The organism is Billgrantia antri, assembly GCF_019430905.1.
Classification (GTDB): domain Bacteria; phylum Pseudomonadota; class Gammaproteobacteria; order Pseudomonadales; family Halomonadaceae; genus Halomonas; species Halomonas antri.
In genome coordinates, this window is the sequence record NZ_JAHYCA010000003.1 from 248,662 (window position 1) to 270,333 (window position 21,672).

Below are 21,672 nucleotides of genomic sequence, written 5' to 3' on the forward strand. Positions count from 1 at the left end.
CGCCCTGCCCGGTGTCTCCAGGCAGGGCGCAGTGTCTAGCTCAACGGTACGTTACTGGTCGATTTGCAGTTGCCCGCTCTCCAGCATTTCCTGGAGGAAGTCCGCCGAGCTGACTTCTCCCATGTTGTAGTTCTCGAGCACGATCACCTGGGTGGCGTTGCTGCCGTCCACATTGATACCGCCTTCGTGGTTGATATAAAGCACGGTATCCGAGCCCTGCTGTGCCGCGACGATGAAGCTGTCGATGGTTTCGACACTTTCACTCTGCAACAGGTCCGCCAGGTCCAGCACGTCCTCGCCGATACCGAAGTCCTTGATGGTATCGACGGCCGGTGTGCCCTCCCCGCCTTGGTCGCCCAGGCTCCACAGGAAGACATCATCGCCATCGCCGCCGATGAGGATGTCATCGCCTTCGGTACCGTGTACCACGTCGTCACTATCAGTGCCGGTGATCTCATAAGTACCGTCTTCGGTGGTCTTGACCGAAACCGTGAACGCTGCGGTCGCCAGATCCCCGTCTGCATCCGAGCCGGTCAGCTCAAAGTCGAGTTGGTAATCGTCCGGGTAGATCTGGGTCACGTAGCTGGTCGAGAGTCCATCGATCTTGAAGCTGTTATTACCAGCCGGACGCAGTTCCATATAGTCGAGATTGAGGGTCGGGTCGATATTGAAGACGAACTCCCCATCGGCGGTCGCCAGTGTGGCCGTATAGACCTGCGACGACCCATCCTCGTCATAGACGGTCAGCTTGGCCTGGTCACCCGCCCTGGTCCCTCCCGTGCCGGATACACTGAAGACGAAGGAGGAAATACCGATCACTCCCGCATCGCCCACGGGCCGGACATCAAACCTCAGCATGTCATTCTTGTTGCCCTGCACCACGTTAGAATGCACGCCCAAGTCCGTTGACGACAGGCTGACATTCGCTCGACCACCGTTACTGAATGCCTCGACGGCGAGTTCAAACTTTCCATCGAAGACATCCGCTGAGAACAGGTAGGCGTCCTTGCCCCCTTCCTTGTAGAAGCCATCTGGATCGAAGGCGCTCAACAAACTCTCTATTTCCGTCTCGACGACAGGAGCGGGAGATACCAGTTCGAAGCTGTAGGTAGCATCGGCGTTCAATGTGAGATGGAAGAACTCAAAGGAACCCGATTGCGCAGTGTAGGTAATCGAGGTCAAGGATGTACCGGTAATGATCAGCTCGTAGCCTGCCGGCATTCCCGACCAGATCAGTGAACTTTCACCGAAGCTGTCGAGGAAGCCTTGGCTATCAGCCCCCACGTCGAATTCATAGACACCATCGTACGCTCCGGCTACGTTCCCGATAGCCAGGTTGAGGCTGGTCAGGCTGGGTGTGTCGTCGATGACGTCCACGGTCAGCGTTGCTTCTGCTGTGCTGCCACCCACGCCGCTAACGCTCAGCGCCACGCTGTCGGTCAGGGAGCCATCGGTGCTGCTCCCCGGAGCCCCATGCACCTGGGCCTCACTCAGGGTGTAGGTGTAGCTGACGGTGCCTGCTATGGCCGTACCGGTGTAGCCAGTCAGGAGGAGCGTACCCATGCTGGTTACGATGGCGCCAGAGGGTGACGAGGCAGTAAAGCCTTGCAGTTGGGCCAGAGTGAAGCTCTGCCCACCCACAGTGACGCTGGCGATGCCATCGCTAGCCGAGACCTGGAAGCTGCCCGTCGCTGTCTCGCTCGTGTTGGCCACGGAGGTCAGGCCAGCTTCGTGGACGGTGCTATCGGCGCCGCTGGCATTGACGATCACCTGGGCACTGTCGTCCGCGCCCCGGATGGAGATGCTCAGGGTGGCGCTGGATGTGTCGCCATCGGCATCGGTAATGGTATAGCCAAGTTCGAAGTTCAGCAGGTCATCGGCGTTCAATGCCTGCACGGCGGCCAGGCTGTTATCGAGGGTGAAGCTCCAGCTTCCGTCGGAATTCAGCACCAGCGTTCCGTATTGGCCGATGTCGGTCAACTGTGCCGCGCTGGCGTTCCAGGTCACGCCCGCACTACTCCCAGCGGAACCATCGGCGCCAAAGCTATCGTTGCTGAGCACGTTGCCGCTGAGCACGTTCTGGGCGGCATCTTCCGTGACGGTGCCACCCGGGTCGTTGCTGGCCTGCGGCACGTCGTCGACGATGCTGACGGTCAGGCTGTCGCTGGTGGTGCTGCCGTCGCTGTCGGTGACGACCAGGGAGAAGCTGTCGCTGGTGGCGTCGCCGCTGGTCGGCCCACTCAGGGTGTAGGTCCAGCTGTAGCTGCCGCCCGCCCCCGGCGTGACCACCAGGCTGCCGTGGCTGTCGGTGACGGTGCCGCCGGCGGTGACGTTGACGCCGTTGATTACCAGGCTCGCCAGGCCGTCATTGCCGGTGTCGATGACGAAGGTACCGCTGGTGACGTGGGAGTCATCGCCCGCCGCACTGCCGCCCGGCAGGCCGGCCTCGGCAACGCTGTCGCTATCGGCGTTGACAGAAATGGTGGGCTCGGAGTCGGGTACGACGGTCACGGTCAGAGTGGCGCTGGCGATGTCGCCATCGGTGTCGGTGATGGTGATGGTGTAGTCGATCACCGCATCGCCTTCGAAGCCAGGCGCCGGGGTGAAGGTGACTTGGCCGTTGGCTGCGAAGCTCAGCGTGCCATGGCTCGGGTTGCGCAGGCTCGCCGCGGTCAGCGTGGCGCCATCGGCACCGGCGGTGTCGTTGCCCATCACGTTGACGGTGATGGGAGTGTCTTCACCGGTATTGGCGGTGTCGTCCGATGCCAGAGGATTATCATCGACAATGGTAAGCTGGAGCGGACCATTAGCGCTGCCGCTACTGCTCGATACGGTATAGACCAGACCGGCAAGCGCTTCGCCCATCCCCTCCGCATGCAGCAGGCTGTTCACCTGTGTAACGGTAAAGGCGCCGGTAGTGGGGTTGATCTGAATGCTGAAGATCGTGACGCCACGGGCTTCGGAAGCCGCCTGCAGCGTATTGGTGCCAGCATTCCAGCTGAAAGCGAGCGTCTCACCGCCCACCTGCTCGGTGACTCCATCCATGGCGGTGAAAGACACGCTGCCACCACTACCGGAACCGAAGGTAAAGGGAAGCACGCCACTGGCTACCGAGCCAGGCTCATTCAATGTCTCTATATCGAGCAACGTGGCGTCGAATCTTCCCGCAGTCGGCGGGATGCCGACAGGTTCTTGCGGTTCTTGCGGCTCCTCCACTTCCTCGGCTTGCGTCAAAAGGAAAGCCCCGCCCTGCTCATCCGGCGGGCCACCCAAGTCGTTCAGCCCGAAGTTGAACGCCAGGGGATCGACGTTTTCGGCAATGCGAGCCAGTCGCACGAAGCTATGCCCACCATCTGCCCCACCACCGGGGCCGGCTCCTGCCGCGGTGGCATCGAGCACGTCAAGCAGGTCAATCGACTCGTCATCCAGCGCTGACAGCAGCGCTTGAAGATCCTCGTCGAGGGCCGCGAAGTCGCTCGCATCGACCGGCTGGTCGGCACCCAACTCCTGGGTCATGACCACCTGCTCGCCACCCTGTATCACAGGTGGGACCGAGGTTGTCGCCAAAGTCTAGCTGCACATCCCCTCCATTGGATGTGATGACGGTTTCTCCTTCCTGCAGTGCGTCTCCGACGCGGAGTTCACGCAGGTTGCCCGAGGCATCACGAGCCCAGGCCTGACCGGAGATAGACAGAACAGTTGCAATAGACATGAGAAGTTACCCCGCAAAGTGGAAGAACTTTTTACGAGGCTCGCCACGGCCAAACGGTCCGTGCCTGGAGGGGCGTGCTTAAGGTGAAGTATGAGCCAAGGCTTACAGCGCGATATTGGACCGTAGTACAGGGTGGAGAAAAAAGTTGAGTCCAATCAAGAGGCAATGTGAGTGATTATCAATAAAAAAAGCGCCCAGCCTAGGCTGGGCGCTTTAACTCCTTACGGTAAATCAGTCGATATTGAGGCTCGACTTCAGCGCCTCGAGATCCCCGCTGAAGTTCTCCAGCACGATGACCTGGTCGGCCAATGTATTGTCGAAGCTGCCCTCATCGGTTCCAAAGTTGCCTTCAGTACTGATGTAGAGCGTGGTGCTGCCACTCCCATCGGCTTCGAAGCGCAGGTGCTCGGGGCCGTTGCCATCGCTGAGCAATTCGCTCAAGTCGAGACTATCGCCTTCTTCCAGCGAGAAGTCCTTGACCGTGTCGATAGCGGCACTGCCCTCTTCACCCTGGTCACCAAGTTTCCAGGCGAAGGTATCGGCGCCGAGGCCGCCAACGAGAGTGTCGTTGCCTGCGCCGCCGTTGAGGGTGTCGTCACCCGCCCCACCGATCAGGATATCATTACCGGCACCACCGCTTAGGGTATCGATACCGCCATCAGGACGGACGCTATCCACCAGGTCCTGCCAGTTATCCCTGACGTAGGCAATGACCTCTGCATCGCTCGGCGCTTCACCCGGAGTGCCCTCCGCCCAGCGTAGGTACTCGACCAGTCCTGCATAGCCCAGTCCATCGTGGCTGCCAGCAGTAAACGATTCACCGGTATCGCCGTTGGTCCACTCCAGATGATCCGTATTGACGCTGTCACCGAAGATGATGTCGTCGCCATCGCCTCCATTGAGCACGTCGTCGCCCAGCTCGGCTAGCTCGTCGCTGCTTGAGCCGCCCTGCAGCGCAGCGGCTAGATCCTCGGCAGTATTGACGATATCGACTTCGCCAACGGGGCCCGTGACGCTTTCATATTGAGGATACTGGCCAAATATATCCCACCAAGGATACCCAACGAAGAAGGTCTCGGTCCCCTCCCCTGAATCATCCGTATTATCGAAGAATCTCAGGTAGTTCTCGCTGACTCCGTTCCCGATGCCGGTTCCGTGCACCTGGCTGATATTGCTCAACGCTTCGAAGGCTTCGACGGAGTTCTTGAACACTTTATAACTCGTCTCATTTCCCGAGCCCCTCAGGCCACCATCGGAGTCGTAGTATCTCGTCGGATCTCCATCGGTCAGGAAGTAGGTCAGGTTCTTGAAACCATCGACGACAGAAGCTCCGTTGCCATTCTGGGAGTTGAACCACGAGACGGCTTCTTCGAATGCAGCCTCGAAGTTGGTTGCACCACTCGCCGAGAGTGCGGTAATTGCCGAGATGAGCTGGCCCACGTTCCCCGCATTCAAATTCTGAATACTGGCCGAGGTACTGGCGTGGGACGAGAAGGCCACCAGTTGTACGTTGACCGTGCCATCATGGTCCTTGAGCTGATTGGCCAGGTTCAGCAGCGCCTGCTTGGTCAGGTCCATGCGACTCAAGCTGCCGGAACCTGAGGCGTGCCCCATGCTCCCCGACCTGTCGACGATCAGAGAAATGTTATAGTTCTGGCCAGGTTCGGTGATGGTGAACTTGCCTCCCATGTCGCCAATCAGGACATCGTCTCCTGCCCCCGTCTCAACCGTACTGTCGCCATTGCCCTCGACTTCCAATTTATCCACGGCAGCCGTATCGCTGGCCGTCGACTCTGCCGTCTCAACCGACACGTTGCCTTGCGGATTGGATTCGGTGGCCGTTGCCTTGACGGTGAGCGTGAACTCATCGGTGCCCTTCGGCACGGTGATGGTCAGGCCATTGGAGACATAGCTCTGGGTACCCGGCGCGACCTCGATCGTCCAGGTTCCATCCGGATTTTCCGTCCCCTGATTCAGCTCGGCGCCCTCCGGCACACCGGAGATCACCAGGCTCAGCGACTCGCTACCGTCGGTATCTTTCAGGCTGGCCACAAGGTTAATACTGAAGGCGTAGCTGTCAGCTTCTCCGCCAAAGAAGTACGTATTTCCTGCTTGGTAGTTCCCAGCTGACCCTTCATCGTCCGCTCGGTTAGATAGCGGATCACTTGCCGGACCATTGTTGAACCCACCTAGGTACTCCCCACTAGAAGAGTAAACACCAGTACCTGCCTTGATGTAGTAGCTAACGACAGCCAGGCCGGTCTTCGCCTCGATATCGGCAATGTACTTGGTCGGATCGGAAGGATCCTTGATGTCTCCACCATAGCCATCCAGCTTGAGCGTAGTACCGTCGCTCAGCACGTATTTCACATGCGAAATACCATTGGGCAGTGGCGTGACATCGCCTGGCTCGGAGACAGGAGTTTGTTCACCTATTCCAATACTGACGTTCGGTGCATCCGCTACGGCATCGACGTTAATAGTTGCCGTGTTGGCCACTTCCGACCATGCGCCTTCGGCATCCTGTACCTTGAAGGTGAAAGAACCCTCTGCGTCACTATCTTCATCAGGCGTGAAGGTCAGCTTTCCAGATACAATATCCGCTTCGCTGATAATGGCACCCGCCGCCACCGCCACCCCTGCGAGTTCCAGCACGCCGTTTTGTGGCAGAGTCACGATTTGCACGGCGCCAAGCGCATCGCCCTCGGCATCACTGTAGTTACCGAAGGCTTCGACACCCAGCGTGACGGTAACGTCTTCATCGGTGCTGATGGCACTGTCGGTGGTGAGCGGCGCATCGTTGTTACCGTTAATGGCGATCGTCAAAGAGCCGTCATCGCTATCCCCATCCTTGTCGGTAACCGTAAATTCCAGCTTGAAGCTCAGCTTATCACCATCGCCTAGCTCCTGGACCGCTGCCAGGGAATTATTCAGAGTGAAGCTCCAGTTGCCGTTCGCATCGAGCGACAGTGTCCCATAGTTGGCAAGCGACTCGATAGCAGCACCACTCCAGGTGACGCTGCCTGCACCGTCGGCGCCGAAGCTGGCATGCTGGTCGCTGAACAGATTACCGGACAGCGTAGTCGTGGCACCATCCTCTTCGACTGCCCCGGCACTCTGATCGCTGGCTGTGGGAACATCATCGACGATATCGATGACGAGACTATCGCTGGCTTTGTCGCCATCGCTATCGGTGACGACCAACTCGAAGCTGTCGGTAACGCCATCGACATTAGGCCCTTGGGTCTCGTGATCGTCGGTGGCGCCGTCCAGGGTGTAGGTCCAGTTATACTCGCCATCGACGAGCGTGACGACCAAGGTGCCGTGGGTGCCGTTGACCGTGCCGCCGCCGGTGACGTTCACGCCGTTGATGACCAGCGACTGCAGACCGTCGTTGCCGGTGTTGATGGCCAAGGTGCCGCTGGTGGCGTGGGAGCCGTCGTTGGCACTGCCGTTCGGCAGGCTGGCTTCGTCGACGCTTGTCTGGCCGTCGTTGACGTCGGGTCCGCTGACCTCGATGGTCGGCTCGGAGTCTTCCGCCACGGTTACGGTCAGCGTGGCGCTGGAGGTGTCGCCGTCAGCGTCGGTGACGGTGTAGTCGATCACCGCATCGCCTTCGAAGCCCGCTGCCGGAGTGAAAGTGACTTCACCATTGGCGCCGAAGGTAATACTGCCCTGGCTCGGGTTACGCAAACTGGCCGCGGTCAGAGTGGCGCCGTCGGCGCCTTCGATGTCGTTGTCCATCACGTTATAGGTGATGGCAGTATCCTCCGCCGTTTCCGCAAGGTCATTCTGCGCAACCGGACCACCGTCGAGGAAGTGAATGACCTGACCGATGTCGATCGTGGCGCTGGCTTCATCGCTATCGGTATCGACCACGGTCTTGGTCAGGAAGACGACATTGGCGAGAATATTGGTGACATCACTCGCCCCGATCTGACCGGCGCCCGAGTGGATGACAGCCCTCAACTGATCAAGCGTCACGACACCGGTTTCGGCATCGACACTCAGCGTGAAGACAGGAACCTCTTCGCCATCGATCACAACGTAGCCGACGATCTGGCCGTCATCCCCTTCCTTGACCAGCACTTCACCGCCTGTCTGCGTATCGACCAGGCCGGAGTCGGCGCCGTTCTCCGCCACGCTCAGGCTGTAGTCCCGCGTCGCCAGGCCGTCGGCACCGTACTCGGCGCTGAAGTAGCCGGAGAAGTCGAATTCAGCGTCGACCTCGAGCTTGGACTCGTCCACGGTCAGGTTGGCAGGCGCCCACTCGACCTTGATGTTGACGTCGTTGTAATCCTTGTCGCCGCCGCCATAGACGTCTTCCCAGTTGATATCGCCTTCTTCGGCATTGTTCTCGACATGGGAGGCGCCGCCGGGGTTCAGCGAGGGATCATTGAAGAGAACGGGCGCGTTGGCGTTCTGCCCATTCAACTGGTCGCCATTCGGGGCAACTGCTACCCAGACGCCATTGACTTGCTGGAAGGTGACTTCAGTTTCGTTCCCGAGCCCAGAGTTGAGGTTTGCGCCATTGGGAATGATGAAATAGCCGACCTCACCAGGCGCATGTCCTTCGAGGACATAACTGGCCCCCTTGTCCTGCTTGACGTTGGCCCAGATGACCATACCGACCGTCGGATTGCCGTTCTCGTCCTTGATGTAATAGCCAAAGCTGCTGTTGTAGCCGGCAAGGCTATTAAGATTGGTAATGGTGACTTCGTGGCCGGAAGGATCGGTTCCCTCGACGCTCGGCAGGTCGTCGTCGACACGCACGCTGATGGTACCCGGCGCGGAAACGTCGCCGTCGCTATCGGAGGCCACGACCTGCACACCGCCGATGGTGAGTTCATCCACGTTGGCGTTGTGGGGCAGGTTGCCGATCAGTTCGACATTGACCGTGACCGTACCGCTTTCTCCCGCAGCGATCTCGCCACCGTTTAGGGTCAGCTTGAGGACCGGGTCGCCTCCCAGGCTACCGATCAGCTCGCCCACTTCGTTGATTACCCAACTCAGCTCGACGCCTTCTTCGAGGCCGCTCACGTTGATGGCGCCCGGATTGACGAAGGCAAAGTCGACGATATTGTCACTGCCAGCGGTGAAGGTGAGCACTGCCTCGGCATTTGTCAGCTCGGCGTCACCAACTTCACGCAGACCAAGCTCGTCGACCACCAAGTCAACCGTGCCTCCCTCTCCGTTTTCGCCCCCCGGAGTCGGGCCTTCGCCGTCCTTGATCCTGATACGGTGGGTGTCGCTGGCCCGATCGCCGTCACCATCTATGGCGATCAGTTCGAAGCTCACCGGCACCTTGCCGTTGCTGTGGTCGAGGTTGGTGCCAGGCACGAAAGTCCAGGTGCCATTCTCGTTGATGGTCAGCGTACCTTCAGCCAGTTCATAGGCATGACCGATCTGCAGCGCCTGCTCGGGACCACCGTTAATGGAGATGAGCTGCTGAGCGCCTTCGCTGTCGGCGCCGGACTCGGTGTTCCAGGTACCGACAACGGCCTCGCCATCCTCGATGGCACCACGAGCACCCGCCAGGTCGGCCTCTGGCGCGTCGTCGATGACCTTCACTTTCAAACTGCTGCTTGCGGTGTCGCCGTCACGATCCGTGATCGTGATGGAGAAGTTGCGGATCAGAGCGTCGTCTTCGCTACCCGCATGGGTCTTGTTGCCCTGCAGGGTGTAGGCGTAGTTAACGACATAGCCACCAAGCGGCAGTGGCGTAATGCCGGTGACCTCGAGCCTGTATCCGTCCGGTACGTCGACGGAGGCGTCATCGAAGTTGAAGCTGCCGTCTTCGTTTCGCGTCACGGTCAGCGTCTGCTGATCGCCGCCTTCGCCGATGGAAATGGTCAGTTGCTCAAGACCGTCCACCGCACTGACGAGGAAACCACCGCTCTGGGTCAGTTCGCCGGCATTGGGATCCGTTCCATTCGCCAGATTCGCCTCGTTGACGACCAGATGAGCGCCTTGACCAGCCACCGGGTTGTAGATAATAACCCCAGCGTCAAGGCCCTTGACGTTCAGCGTGGCCGTATCGGTATCGCCATCGCCGTCGGTCAGGGTGTAGGTGAACTTGTCGAGGAACAACCCCTGGTGGTTCGGGGTATCGCCGCGGACGTAGGTGTAGTCGCCATTTGAGTAAATGGTCAGCTCGCCGTGAACGCCTTGAATGGTTGCCTTACCATCGACCAGTTCAACCGTTTCCCCACCAAACTGGACGTGCGTAACCTCGGCGCCATCCGCCCCCTGCTCGTCATTGTTCATGACGTTGCCGGACTTCTCGAAGCGGCCTGGCTGCAACAGCAAGCCCCAATCAAAATCGCTGCTGGCCTGCGGACCGTCATCGACGAAGCTAAGCTGACCGCCCAGGTCGATACCGACAGTGATGGTGTCGCCGTCGCTGTCAGCCGCTGTGGCGTTGAGCGTAAGGCCGCTTCCTGCCAGGCCCAATACGTCGGCCGGATCGGTGCCATCGGGGTGCGACAGGGCGAGGTTCTGAGTCAGGGTGACCTCGCCGCTAGCGGCGTTGACGGTAATGGTGAAAGCCACACGGCCATCGGCGGCCTGGCCAATGATCGTGCCGTTATCGTCGATCAAGGTGATGGCTTGGCCGCCGTCCGTTGTTACAAGGCCAGTAGCACCATCGCCATCGATGCTCAGGCCGTAGCTGACGCTGCCCTCGCCATCGGCACCGAAGACGACCTCGAAGGCCCCGGAGAAGTCGGCCGTTGCCGGCTCGCCAAAGGCGCTTTCATCGACATCCAGTTCAGCCAGGTTGCCGGGAATAGGATCGACGCTCGGCATGTCGTCGACGATGGTGATGCTGCCGCTGAGGTCGGCGCTCAGACTATCGCTGACCACGTCGCCGTCGCTGTCGGTCACGGTGACCGTGGCTTCCACGCCGACCAGGCCGGCCGGCAGGCCGACGCTGTCGGTGCCCTGCTCGGCATGGTCTACCGGGCCCGACTGGGTCACGGTGACCGCGCCGGTGTCGGCATCGAGCTCGATGTGCAGAACCTCGGTGCCGTCGGCGCTGCCGATGACGACGCCGTCGACCAGCGTGAAGACGATCGGCTCGCCGCCGCTGGTGAGGTCGTGCTGGGCCTCGCCCAGGGTCAGGGCGTAGCCGTCGATCACGGTGCTGCCCGCGCCGTCGGCGCCGTACTGGGCGTCGACGGCGGCACTGAAGGCCGCCGCCACGCTGCCGGTGGCCACGGAGGTTCCGTCGAGGGTGTCGCTGTCCTGGGTCTCGAGGGCCACGTCGCTGAGGTCGACGTCGCCCAGCTCGACGCTCGGCATATCGTCGACGATGGTGATGCTGCCGCTGAGGTCGGCGCTCAGACTATCGCTGACCACGTCGCCGTCGCTGTCGGTCACGGTGACCGTGGCTTCCACGCCGACCAGGCCGGCCGGCAGGCCGACGCTGTCGGTGCCCTGCTCGGCATGGTCTACCGGGCCCGACTGGGTCACGGTGAGCGCGCCGGTGTCGGCATCGAGCTCGATGTGCAGAACCTCGGTACCGTCGGCGCTGCCGATGACGACGCCGTCGACCAGCGTGAAGACAATCGGCTCGCCGCCGCTGGTGAGGCCGTGTTCGACCTCGCCCAGGGTCAGGGCGTAGCCGTCGATCACGGTGCTGCCCGCGCTGTCGGCGCCGTACTGGGCGTCGACGGCGGCACTGAAGGCCGCCGCCACGCTGCCGGTGGCCACGGAAGTGCCGTCGAGGGTGTCGCTGTCCTGGGTCTCGAGGGTCACGTCGCTCAGGTCGACATCGCCCACCTCGACGCTCGGCGCATCATCCAGAATGGTGATGTTCAGCGTGCCAGAAGCCGTGCCACTGGTGCTGGTTACGGTATAGACCAGGCTGGCCAGCGCCTCATCCATGCCTTCTTCATGCAGCAGGTTGTTCAGCTGCGTGAGAGTGAACTCCCCGGTGCCGGGATTGACCTCGATGGTGAAGATATTGAGTTCACGCGCAGGCGAGAAAGCAGTCAACGTATTGCTGGAAGCGTTCCAGCTATAGGTGATGCTCTCCTGGCCGATCTGGGCTTGTACGCCGTCCATGTCTGCGAAGGTCACGCTGCCATTGACACCTGTGCCAAAGGAGAACGGCAGCACGCCGCCGGTAACCACGGACCCCGACTCGCTAAGGGTCTCGGCATCAAACAGGGAAGCATCGAGAAGGCCGGCAGACGGCTCGACGATCTCGAAGAAGGCGCCTTCGGTTTCTGGCAGATCGCTCGCCTGCCCCAGACCGAACTCGAACGCCAGCGGGTTGACGTCCTCCGCAATTCGCGCCAAGCGCACGAAACTATGGCCGCCATCGGCACCACCACCCGGGCCGGCACCGGCCGCGGTGGCATCGAGCACGTCGAGCAGATCGACACTGTCGTCGTCCAGCGCCGTCAACAGGGCTTCAAGATCTTCATCCAGGGCTGCGAATTCGGAAGCATCGGCGGGTTCGTCACCATCGAGCTCGGGCATCATGACCACTTGCTCGCCATTCTCGATGAGCGCCGCCTCGAGGCCATCGCCAAAGTCGAGCTGTGCACTTCCGTTGTCAGAGGTGACCAGCACCTCTCCCTCCTGGAGGGTATCTCCCACGCGCAGCTCACGCAGGTTACCTTCGGCATCGCGTGCCCAGGCCTGACCGGTAATCGAAATGACGGTGGCAATGGCCATGTCTTATCTCCCTGAAGATCTTCGTTATTGTGACTCAGCCGTACGACGCCCCTGCGTTATGACGGCCCATGGAGAAGCACAGTAAGTTACATGTCGAAACAAAAATATTGGACCGATGGACAGGGCAGGAAACGGATCGCTCGAAAGGTAGTGTCCAACAAACCAAAGGGCTTGCTGCAGTCGCAGCAAGCCCTTGAATAAGCAACGGTCGATACCTGGCATGGAGCGAAGCGATATCAGGCAATTTGCTCGTCCTGCCTGGCCAGCCTGAGCACCAGTTGCATGCGATCACGCACGCCGAGCTTGCGAAATATCGCGCCCAGATGAGCCTTGACCGTGCGCTCTGTAATATCGAGTTGACGAGCCACTTCTTTATTGGTGCGCCCCTCCGCTACCGCCAATGCTACGGCACGTTCACGCTCCGTCAGCATGGAGAGACTCTCCTGCGGCAGGTTTTCGCTACCGCCCAGGGCAGTGAAGGCTCCCCCGACGACCTTGCTGAGCAACTCGGCCGGCACCCATATGCCCTGATGGTGGGTGACAAGGGCGACCTGCCCCAGCAACTCCGGGGGGGAGAGAGCGTGCACATAGCCACGCGCCCCAGCCTGTAGCGCCTTGAGTGCTTCGGCCTCGCTCGGTGCCAGCGACATGACGACGATGATGGCACCCTGCCCCGCCACTTCAGTCGCCACGACCGGCCAATCCGAGTGATCCGTCATCAGCCAGACTCGATCCCCTTTGTCCGCCATGACGCGCGCCTGATCGGGAGTGACACGCCTGACATCGGGAAAGGCGCTGCGCAGGCGCGGGACCTCAGCGCGCCGCTGGCTTACGAACAGGACTGCCATCATCGTTCCCCCATGGAGTCGCTCCATGCCCGCAAGACGGGTTTGAGCAGATACTGCATTACGGTACGCTTGCCGGTCATGATGTCGACCTGGGCCGTCATACCGGGAATGACCTGGATGTCGCTGCCCAGGTTTTCCCCTTGCAGCGTTCTTACACGCACCAGATAGAAGGTGTTGCCCTCGTCATCAGTGATGGTATCGGCACTGATATGATCCAGCTCGGCCTGGAGGCCGCCGTAAATGGCAAAGTCGTAGGCCGTCAGCTTGATGGTGGCCGGCTGGCCTGGACGCAGGAAGGCGATATCCTGCGGAGCAATACGCGCTTCGACGAGCAGCTGATCGTCGCTGGGGATGATGTCCACCACCTCCTGGCCGGGTTGCACCACGCCGCCTAGGGTATTGATCCCCAGGCGTTGGACGACACCATCCACCGGCGAACGGACCTCGGCCAGTCGCACGCGATCCTGAAGTCCGGCGCTGGACTCGTCGAGTGCCCCCAGGTCACCCAGTGTCTGGGCCAAGTCGTTGCGCCACTCGCTACGCCGCTCGGCGCCGAGCTCGCGCAATTGGGTAAGCGACTCCTCGACTGCCGCCTCGAGGCGTGCCACCGAGGCCGTTGCCTGGTTGCGCTCACCCGTCGCACGCGATACCTCCCGCTCGAGACGCAGGATGTCGACTTCCGACACCGCACCCGAGGCCAGCAGTGGCCGAGTCAGGTTGAGTTCCTGGCTAGCCATGTTGGCTTCCCGCTGGGCGGTATCACGCCTTGCCTCCGCCTCGTTCAGCTCTTCTTCACGCTGGCGAACGCGATCCCGCAAGATCGCCTCCTGTTCACGCATCTCTTCGCGACGGCTTTCGTAGACCTCTCGCTCCTGGGCAACGATCTCCGGCACCTCGCTGCGCAGTTCTTCATCCGGATTGAAGGGCGTATCCGTGGCAAGCGCCCGTAGCCGCTCTGCACGGGCACGAAGGGCCAATGCCTGGGCACGGTTTTCACGGAAATTGGCGATGAAGCGTGTGGGGTCGATTCGCATCAGCACTTGGCCCGCCTCGACCATCTCACCCTCACGTACCATGATCTCCTGGACCACCCCGCCGTCGAACGACTGCACCTTCTGCAGCTGGCTGGAGGGAATCACCCGGCCCGTGCCACGCGTGACCTCATCGATCGAGGCGAAATAGGCCCAGGCGATCAGCGCGCCGAAAGCGAGCAGTACGACGTACAGGAACAACCGCGCGCGGATCGGGTCCTGCTGCATGCGCGCCCAGTCGGCGTCACTCGCCCAGTCGCGATTGAGGTGGGCGGAGGTGACACGCTTGGAGAACAGACGATCCATGAAGGGACGAAACGGCTTGCCGCCGACATCTGTGAAACGTCCAATTGCTTCGAAGCCCTGCTGCTCGGCGCTCTTGCCCTGGACCTTGGAATTCATCAACTGGCCCTCCCGATCTGGCCCTTGCGCAAGGCCTCAACCACCTTGTCGCGCGGACCGTCGGCGACAATCTTGCCGGCATCTATCACGATGATGCGATCGACCAGCGACAGCAGCGAGGTGCGATGGGTCACGACCACCAAGGTCTTGCCCTGTCCATACGCCGCCAGATTGGCCTTGAAGGCTTCTTCGCTGGCGTGGTCCATGGAGCTGGTAGGCTCGTCGAGCAGCAGTATCTGCGGATCGTTGACCATCGCTCTGGCAATGGCGACGGCCTGCCGCTGGCCGCCGGATAGCATCTGTCCGCGCTCCCCGACCTGGAGTTCGACGCCCTGGGGGTGTGTGTTGACCAGGCCCTCCAGGCCGCTGAGCTTGATCGCGCGCAGCAGCGCTTCGTCATCGACGCCATCACTACCGCCACCGGCCACGATGTTGTCACGCAGCGAGCCGAAGAACAGGCTTACGTCCTGCGGCACATAGCCGATGTGACGGCGCAACTCCACGGGATCGAACTGGCGCAGGTCGACACCGTCGAGCATGACCGAGCCCACCGTGGGGGTATACAACCCCAACAACAGCTTGTTGAGTGAGGTTTTGCCACAGCCGACGCGCCCGAGCAGTGCCACTTTCTCGCCAGGCTCGATCTTGAGCGAAATGTCCCGCAGGGCATCGCGCTCTTCTTCCGGATAACGCAGCGAAACCTTGTCAAAGCGGATCTCACCGCGAACGACAGGCCGCGAGATGAACGACTTGCCTTCGGGCCGCTCTACGGGGCGCTGCATGACATCGTCGAGGGACTTCAAGGCAGTAGCCGACTGGTGGTACTGCGCCAGCAGTGCCGCCGCCTGGCTCACCGGCGCCATGGCGCGCGATGAAAGCATGTATGCGGCAATCAGCCCACCCTGGGTGAGGTTGCCGTCGATAATCAGGTAGACCCCGATGAGGATCACACATACCGCCACGGTATGCTGGGCCCACATCGCCACGTTGGATACCGAAGTGCTGACCAGGCGCAACTGGGCCGAGGTACGGGAAAGAAAGGCCGTCGCCTTCTCCCAGGTACTCTGAAGTCGGCTCTCGGCGCGCAGGGTCTTGACCGTTTCCAGATGCGACAGCGATTCGACCAGTGTGGCATTGCGCTGGGCGCTGACCCGCCAGGTGGTCTCCGAAAGCTCATGCAGCTTGCCCTGGGCCGCCATGGCATAAAGCAGCACGATGACGATGCCCGCGATGACCGGCAGCGCCAGCGGCACGCCTATCAGGGCGATGATGGCGGCAAAGAACAGCACGAAAGGCAGGTCGACCAATGCCACCACCGTGGCCGAGCCTATGAAGGCCCGCACCGACTCGAAGGATTGCAGGGTCGACGCAAACGAGCCGGTCGAGGCAGGTCGAGCCTCCATGCGCAAGCCCAGCACTTGGGACATGATACGAGAGGAAAGTTTGACATCGGCCCGGCTCGCCGCCAGGTCGATGAAGGCGCTGCGCATCAGGCGCAATGCCAGATCGAAACAGAGCACGATGAAGATACCGGCAGCCAGTACCCACAGCGTTTCGGTGGCGTGGTTGGGTACCACACGATCATAGACGTTGAGCACGAACAGCGGCATGGCCACTGCAAACAAGTTGATTACCAGGGAGCCGGCGATCACGTCGCGATAGAGCCGCCGATTCTCACGTATGACGCCCCAGAACCAATGGCGTGATCGCTGCTTGCCGACCTCGGGACCGCGCGCATCGAAGCGAAAACGCGGGCGTACGTATATGGCCTGGCCGCTGTAGCTTTGGCTCAGTCCATCGAGATCGACCTCGCTCACGGCATCGCCAAGCTCGGGAAAGATCACCCTGGCACGGCGCGCCTTGAGGTCCAGCGCCACCAGCACGCAGGCACGTCCCGGTTCCAGCAGCAGTACCGCGGGGAACAGGGCCGGGTTGAGCTGCGCCAGCCGGCTCTTGACGATACGTGCGGTCATTCCGGCGCGGGCAGCGGCGCGGGAGAAAACCCCCGGAGTGAGGCATCCTTCCTCCAGCGGCAAGCCTGCCGTCAAGGCATCAGGCGTGACTGCATGGTCATGAGCGAGCGCAATGGTTTGCAGGCACTCGAGCAGTTCGTCGCGAACCGCCGACCGGGCAGTACCTTGGGAGGAATCCAGTACTTCTTGCTGCGTCACGGGAACCTCGGGCATGAGGCCCGCCCGGCCATGCCGGACGGGCTCGGGCTAAATGACGATACTGCCTACGCCGCCTTCGGCGCAGGCAGGTTTACCCCAGGTCGTTCAACCCTGTACGACGTAGCTGTCAGCATAGCCAAGGCGTTTCAGCTCGCCACGCAGGGCCGCCAGTTCTCCAAGGTCGCCAATGGGGCCGAGCTGCACTCGATGCAGGTCGGAACTACTGACCAGCCGCATCGGCTGGGCAAGCGCTTCACTGAGCTGGTAGCCAACATTCCGGGCATGTTCAGAGTTGCTGAGGGCGACGACCTGCAGGAAGGCACCGGGCTGCACGCTTGCCACCGGCTGCCGCTGCTCAAGCTGCGCCAAGCCTTCCAGTTCGCCATAAACGCTGGCCACGGGCTGGGTCTCGGCCCATGCCGCGGCCAGGCTCGGCTCCGTATCGCCGGCTTCCAGAATCGGCTCGCTCGGCCACTGAGACGCCGCGCCGAGATCAAGATTCTCGCCTACGCGCTCGAGGGTGACTTCCACGCGGCGATTCTGACGCCGTCCCTCGACCGTATCGTTGGAGGCGACCGGCTGGCGAGAACCGTAGCCGCGGGTCTGGATCAGACTGCGTTCGACCCCCTGGCTGGCCAGGTAGTCCGCCACGCTGTCGGCACGCCGCTGGGAGAGCGGATCGTTGATGGCATCGCTGCCGGTACTGTCGGCGTGACCGGCGATGAACACCCGCGCCAGGTCGTTACGATCGCGGATCCGGCCGGCCAGCGCGCTGAGCTCCTGACGCGCATCGGGACCCAGTTCGGCGCTGTTGACGGCAAACAGGGCATCGGCAGAGAGCGTGACATCCGGGGCGCGCGTCGGCGCCGGCGCACTGATATCGCCAACGAAGTCGGACAGCGTGTAGCCCATCGGACCTTCGACCGGGCACAGCGCCTCGGGCTCGATCGCCACGCCGTCGCTTCCCAGTTCAGCCAACGTCGGCATGTCGTCACGCATCACACCCAGCGTCTGCATCAACTGGCCCATGGCAGCCAGGGTGCGCGCATCGGCAAGAGCGATGTCGTACTCGGCATTGGCATAGGCACGGCTTGCCTCGAAGTACTCGTTCTCGCTGTCGAGCACGTCGAGCAGGGTACGCTGACCGATGTCGAACTGCTGCTGGTAGGCGCCGCGAACGCGGTCGATCGACTGACGATGGTCGTTGAGGTAGCGGATCTGCTCACGCAGGCGCTGGGTGTCGTTGTAGGCGATCTGGGTGGTCTGTCTTACGTTGGTACATGCCAGGTCGCGCTGATCGATCGCCTGCTCGACACGGTCGCTTGCCGCCCGAAACGAAGCCAGGTCACTGCCTCCGTTATACAGGTTCATGCTGGCGACCAGCTCGATGCTGTGACGATCGCGCCGGCCGAAGCCGTCGAAGCCGTTCTCGTTATTGTCGATACCGGTACGGCCGCGCAGGTCAAGACGCGGCTGGAATGCCGAGCGGGTACCGCTCTTCTCGGCCCTGGCCGCCTCGATGTTCGCGATCGCGGCGTGAAACTCAGGGTTGCCCTGGAAGGCGAGGTTGACCGCCTCGGCAACGGATGGCGGCAGTTGGCCGTCCAGCTGCGGCGTCGGAGCCAGGCTCTCGGCCGGCAGGCTGCCGACGATGCGCTGATAGCGGGCCGTGACGTCATGCAGGTTGGACGCCTCTGTCATCAGGTTCGACTCGGCCAGGGCCAGACGTCCGCTGATCTGCTCGAGGTCGACACCACGTCCGGCCCCGGAGCGCACGCGCTCTTCGATCTGGTTGTAGACACGCAGATGTTCGGCGTAGTTGCTCTGGGCCAGCCGGACGAGTTCGCGATAGCGACTGACGTCGAGATACGCCTGCGTGGCCTCGAGCGTCACGCTTTCGCTGGCGTCGAGCAACTCGTAGTAACGCACCAGCTCGGCACGGTCGAGACGCTCGACCTCGCTACGGGTGGCGAAACCGTCATAGATCATCTGCGTCAGCCGCAGTTCGGCAAAATCGGTATCGTAGCTGCCTCGCCCGTCGCCCTCACGATCTTCCAGGCCGACACCGGCAGACGCGTCGATACTCGGCAGATAGTTGCCACGCGCCACATCGACGTCATGCCCGGCAGCGCTCAGCCCGTTCAGGGCGGCCCTCACTTCCGGGTTGGTGGTGAGCGCCTGGCGCACCACCTGCTGGATGTCGGCAGCGCCCGGTGCCGCCAAGCCCGGCGGCAGTGTCTGGGCTACCGCCGCCGCCACGGGAAGAAGCGCAAGAGATGAGCCCACCACCACTGATTTGGCCAGTCGATGGGCACGAGAGAGGTCAATCGCATATGTCATGGGTGTTCCCTTTCATGATTCGGATGCCCCGTCTGCACAGGCAATCCGTCGAGTTGTGGAGACATGTTCTTGTTATTACGGGGCTCATCCGGAGCGGCCGGATGGTGCATCCATTCCCGATTCCCTTAATTAATCAACTACCTAAGGCCTGTCGGCTGCGTGTGGAGAAAGCGTAACTTCCCTGGCAATAGCCGAAGTAAACTTAACTACTCATGTCACTTTCTTACGACGCCATCAGGCATTGTTGTTGACTTTTGTAAGCTAGCGTAAACGAGAGGATAAAAAAATCCAATAGTTTTAACCACGCGGCATCAACCTTTGGCATGGGTCTGCGCTATATCAAGCAGGAGAACGCCAGGTCGCATCCAGCCGGGATATCAGCGGGCAGCGCTCTCCCAGCACTCATCAAACATGCTATCGTCAGGCCATTGTCCAACCTGGGCCATCAGCACAAGGAGAGACGCATGTCTGCCTCATCCGAAATTCAAAAAACACGTGTCATCAATGAGCTGCGCGGCTTCATCAAGAAGCTGCTTCAGGAACCGCAGATTTTGGAGCGCTCCCTCGAGATAGCACGCCGTCATTACGCCGAGGGCAATCCGGAAGGCGCCCAGGCACGCATTGCCAACGAGATCTCAGACACGACGAGTGTGCACATTCCCGAAGACCCGCAGGAACACTCGGAAGCTGACAAGCTGTTTCTCGAGTTGCTCAAGGAAGTGATCAGCGAGGAGCAGGCCCTCTACTGAGCGGTTGTCACGCCGGGCGGTCAGCGCCCGCCCGGCTCCATCACGAACCCGGCGAACGTCGGCCCCTCAGCTCTGGTATAATGGCAAGCAATTGTTTTCCAGTTCTTTTACAAGTGCCTCGCCGATGTATTACCTGCTGAAGCTGTTTCCCGAGATCACCATCAAGTCGCGCTCCGTACGTCGCCAGATGACGCGCTGCCTGGTCGGCAACATTCGCAACGTGCTGCGCCCGCTGGGCGATACCCTGCAGGTTCAGGGTGGCTGGGACGCCCTGAAGGTACGCATTCCCGACGAGGCCAGTTCAGAATGGCTTCGCCAGTTGGAGGAGATGCTGTGCCGTATCCCGGGCATTCACGAAGTTCAATGTGTCGAGGAGGTCCCCTTCGTTTCCTTTGCCGACACGACGGAGCGGCTGTTGCCGGTCTGGCGGGATGTCATCACGGGGCGCACCTTTCGCATCACGGTAAAGCGCCGCGGACAGCATGATTTCACTTCGGAGGATCTCGAGCGCCATCTCGGCAGAGCACTGCTGGATGCCGCGCCGGGCTCCAAGGTTAGGCTCAAGGCACCCGACGTGGACGTACGAGTGGACGTGGTCGAGGGTCGCTTGCGCCTGGTACGCCAGCGCTGGCCCGGCCTGGGCGGTTACCCTCTGGGCCTGCAGGGCCAGGCCCTGGCATTGATCTCGGGCGGCTACGACTCGCCCGTCGCCGCATGGAAGATGATGCGACGCGGTATCAAGACACATTTCCTGTTTTTCGAGCTCGGCGGTGCCGGTCACGAAGCCGCCGTGCGAGAAGTCTCCTCCCATCTATGGGAGACCTACGGCCGCTCGCACCGGGTGAAGTTTTTTGCGGTGCCGTTCGAAGGCATCGTGGCGGAACTGCAGCGCAGCATACCCGACGGGCTCATCGGCGTGGTTCTCAAGCGCATGATGGTAAGAGCAGCGAGCCGTATCGCATCGCGCTCGCGCATCCCCATGCTGGTGACCGGGGATGCCATCGCCCAGGTCTCGAGCCAGAGCCTGACCAACCTGGTGCTGATCGATGAGGCCAGCGACGTACCGATCCTGCGCCCGTTGATCGCCGAGGACAAGCAGTCGATCATCGATACCGCGCGTGAGATCGGCACCGCCCCCTTTGCCGAAGGCATGCCGGAGGTATGCGGTGCAGTCTCCCAACGGCCCAACACCCAAGCGCGGCACGAAAAGGTCGCTGCCGCCGAAATGAACTTCGATTTCAGCGTGCTTGATGCCGCCGTGGAACAGGCAGTCCTCACTCGCTCCGATCATCTCCTCGAGTCACCGCCCAGCAACGACGCTCCGCTGGAAGTCGTGACGGACCTGCAGGGAGTGGCCAGTGCATCGAACGTCAGCGTGATCGACATTCGCCCTCCGGCAGAGCGCGAGGCCGCTCCCCTCTCGCTCGAGCAGGTCGAGTGCCTGGAGATTCCCTTCTTCGAACTTCAATCGCGCGCCGCGACACTCCCCAGCGATCGCCGCTACCTGCTCTACTGTGACCAGGGTGTGATGAGTCGCATGCAGGCCATGCACCTGCACGACAGAGGGCTGAAGCACTTCGGCGTCTACCGTACTCGATAGCAACCCCTTGCTTGGCACATGGACTCGCCCGCTGGCCGTCCCTGTTACAAATTCTTTTTTAGCAGCCACTTTATTGCCCCGCTGGACTGAGCTAAAACGAAATTAACAGGTCGCGGTCGGTGGGGGTGACGCAT

General features: G+C 61.4%; 8 protein-coding genes. 2 read left to right on the plus strand and 6 right to left on the minus strand.

The features are described from left to right. Window positions 1-51: 51 nt before the first annotated feature. From KPL81_RS09230 to KPL81_RS09255, 6 genes are all read right to left on the minus strand, one after another. Window positions 52-3,504, minus strand: coding sequence for an Ig-like domain-containing protein (locus tag KPL81_RS09230; protein WP_219791599.1), 3,453 nt, complete (start codon window positions 3,502-3,504; stop codon window positions 52-54). A gap of 439 nt (window positions 3,505-3,943) precedes the next feature. Next, the gene (locus tag KPL81_RS09235) at window positions 3,944-12,397 is read right to left on the minus strand and encodes a retention module-containing protein (RefSeq protein WP_219791603.1); all 8,454 of its coding nucleotides are present in this window, start codon (window positions 12,395-12,397) and stop codon (window positions 3,944-3,946) included. A gap of 236 nt (window positions 12,398-12,633) precedes the next feature. Next, on the minus strand, window positions 12,634-13,245 hold the full coding sequence (locus KPL81_RS09240; protein ID WP_338035602.1) for a response regulator transcription factor: 612 nt from the start codon (window positions 13,243-13,245) through the stop codon (window positions 12,634-12,636). Continuing rightward, on the minus strand, window positions 13,245-14,678 hold the full coding sequence (locus KPL81_RS09245) for an HlyD family type I secretion periplasmic adaptor subunit (protein ID WP_219791607.1): 1,434 nt from the start codon (window positions 14,676-14,678) through the stop codon (window positions 13,245-13,247). Before KPL81_RS09245 ends, KPL81_RS09240 begins: the two co-directional genes overlap by 1 nt. Beyond that, window positions 14,678-16,864 (minus strand): type I secretion system permease/ATPase, encoded by a 2,187-nt coding sequence (locus KPL81_RS09250; RefSeq protein WP_240549153.1) that lies wholly within the window; start codon window positions 16,862-16,864, stop codon window positions 14,678-14,680. The genes KPL81_RS09245 and KPL81_RS09250 overlap by 1 nt, the downstream gene beginning before the upstream one ends. 90 nt (window positions 16,865-16,954) lie before the next feature. Further along, window positions 16,955-19,189: a TolC family outer membrane protein gene (locus tag KPL81_RS09255; protein WP_219791608.1), complete on the minus strand. Its 2,235-nt coding sequence runs from the start codon at window positions 19,187-19,189 to the stop codon at window positions 16,955-16,957. Between the two features lie 464 nt (window positions 19,190-19,653). Here KPL81_RS09255 and KPL81_RS09260 point away from each other — a divergent pair, with 464 nt between their 5' ends. Together KPL81_RS09260 and thiI are read left to right on the plus strand one after the other, a co-directional pair. Next, entirely contained in the window at window positions 19,654-19,938 is a 285-nt protein-coding gene (locus KPL81_RS09260) for a hypothetical protein (protein ID WP_209472439.1), read from the plus strand. A gap of 124 nt (window positions 19,939-20,062) precedes the next feature. Then, window positions 20,063-21,538 (plus strand): tRNA uracil 4-sulfurtransferase ThiI, encoded by a 1,476-nt coding sequence (thiI, locus tag KPL81_RS09265; RefSeq protein ID WP_219791610.1) that lies wholly within the window; start codon window positions 20,063-20,065, stop codon window positions 21,536-21,538. The last annotated feature ends 134 nt before the right edge of the window (window positions 21,539-21,672 follow it).

Excerpts from the sequence above, each read along its gene's own strand:
- KPL81_RS09240 (WP_338035602.1), bottom strand. The coding sequence starts at position 13,245 with ATGGCAGTCCTGTTCGTAAGCCAGCGGCGCGCTGAGGTCCCGCGCCTG.
- KPL81_RS09250 (WP_240549153.1), bottom strand. The coding sequence starts at position 16,864 with ATGCCCGAGGTTCCCGTGACGCAGCAAGAAGTACTGGATTCCTCCCAA.
- thiI (WP_219791610.1), top strand. The coding sequence starts at position 20,063 with ATGTATTACCTGCTGAAGCTGTTTCCCGAGATCACCATCAAGTCGCGC.
- KPL81_RS09235 (WP_219791603.1), bottom strand. The coding sequence starts at position 12,397 with ATGGCCATTGCCACCGTCATTTCGATTACCGGTCAGGCCTGGGCACGC.
- KPL81_RS09255 (WP_219791608.1), bottom strand. The coding sequence starts at position 19,189 with ATGACATATGCGATTGACCTCTCTCGTGCCCATCGACTGGCCAAATCA.
- KPL81_RS09260 (WP_209472439.1), top strand. The coding sequence starts at position 19,654 with ATGTCTGCCTCATCCGAAATTCAAAAAACACGTGTCATCAATGAGCTG.
- KPL81_RS09245 (WP_219791607.1), bottom strand. The coding sequence starts at position 14,678 with ATGAATTCCAAGGTCCAGGGCAAGAGCGCCGAGCAGCAGGGCTTCGAA.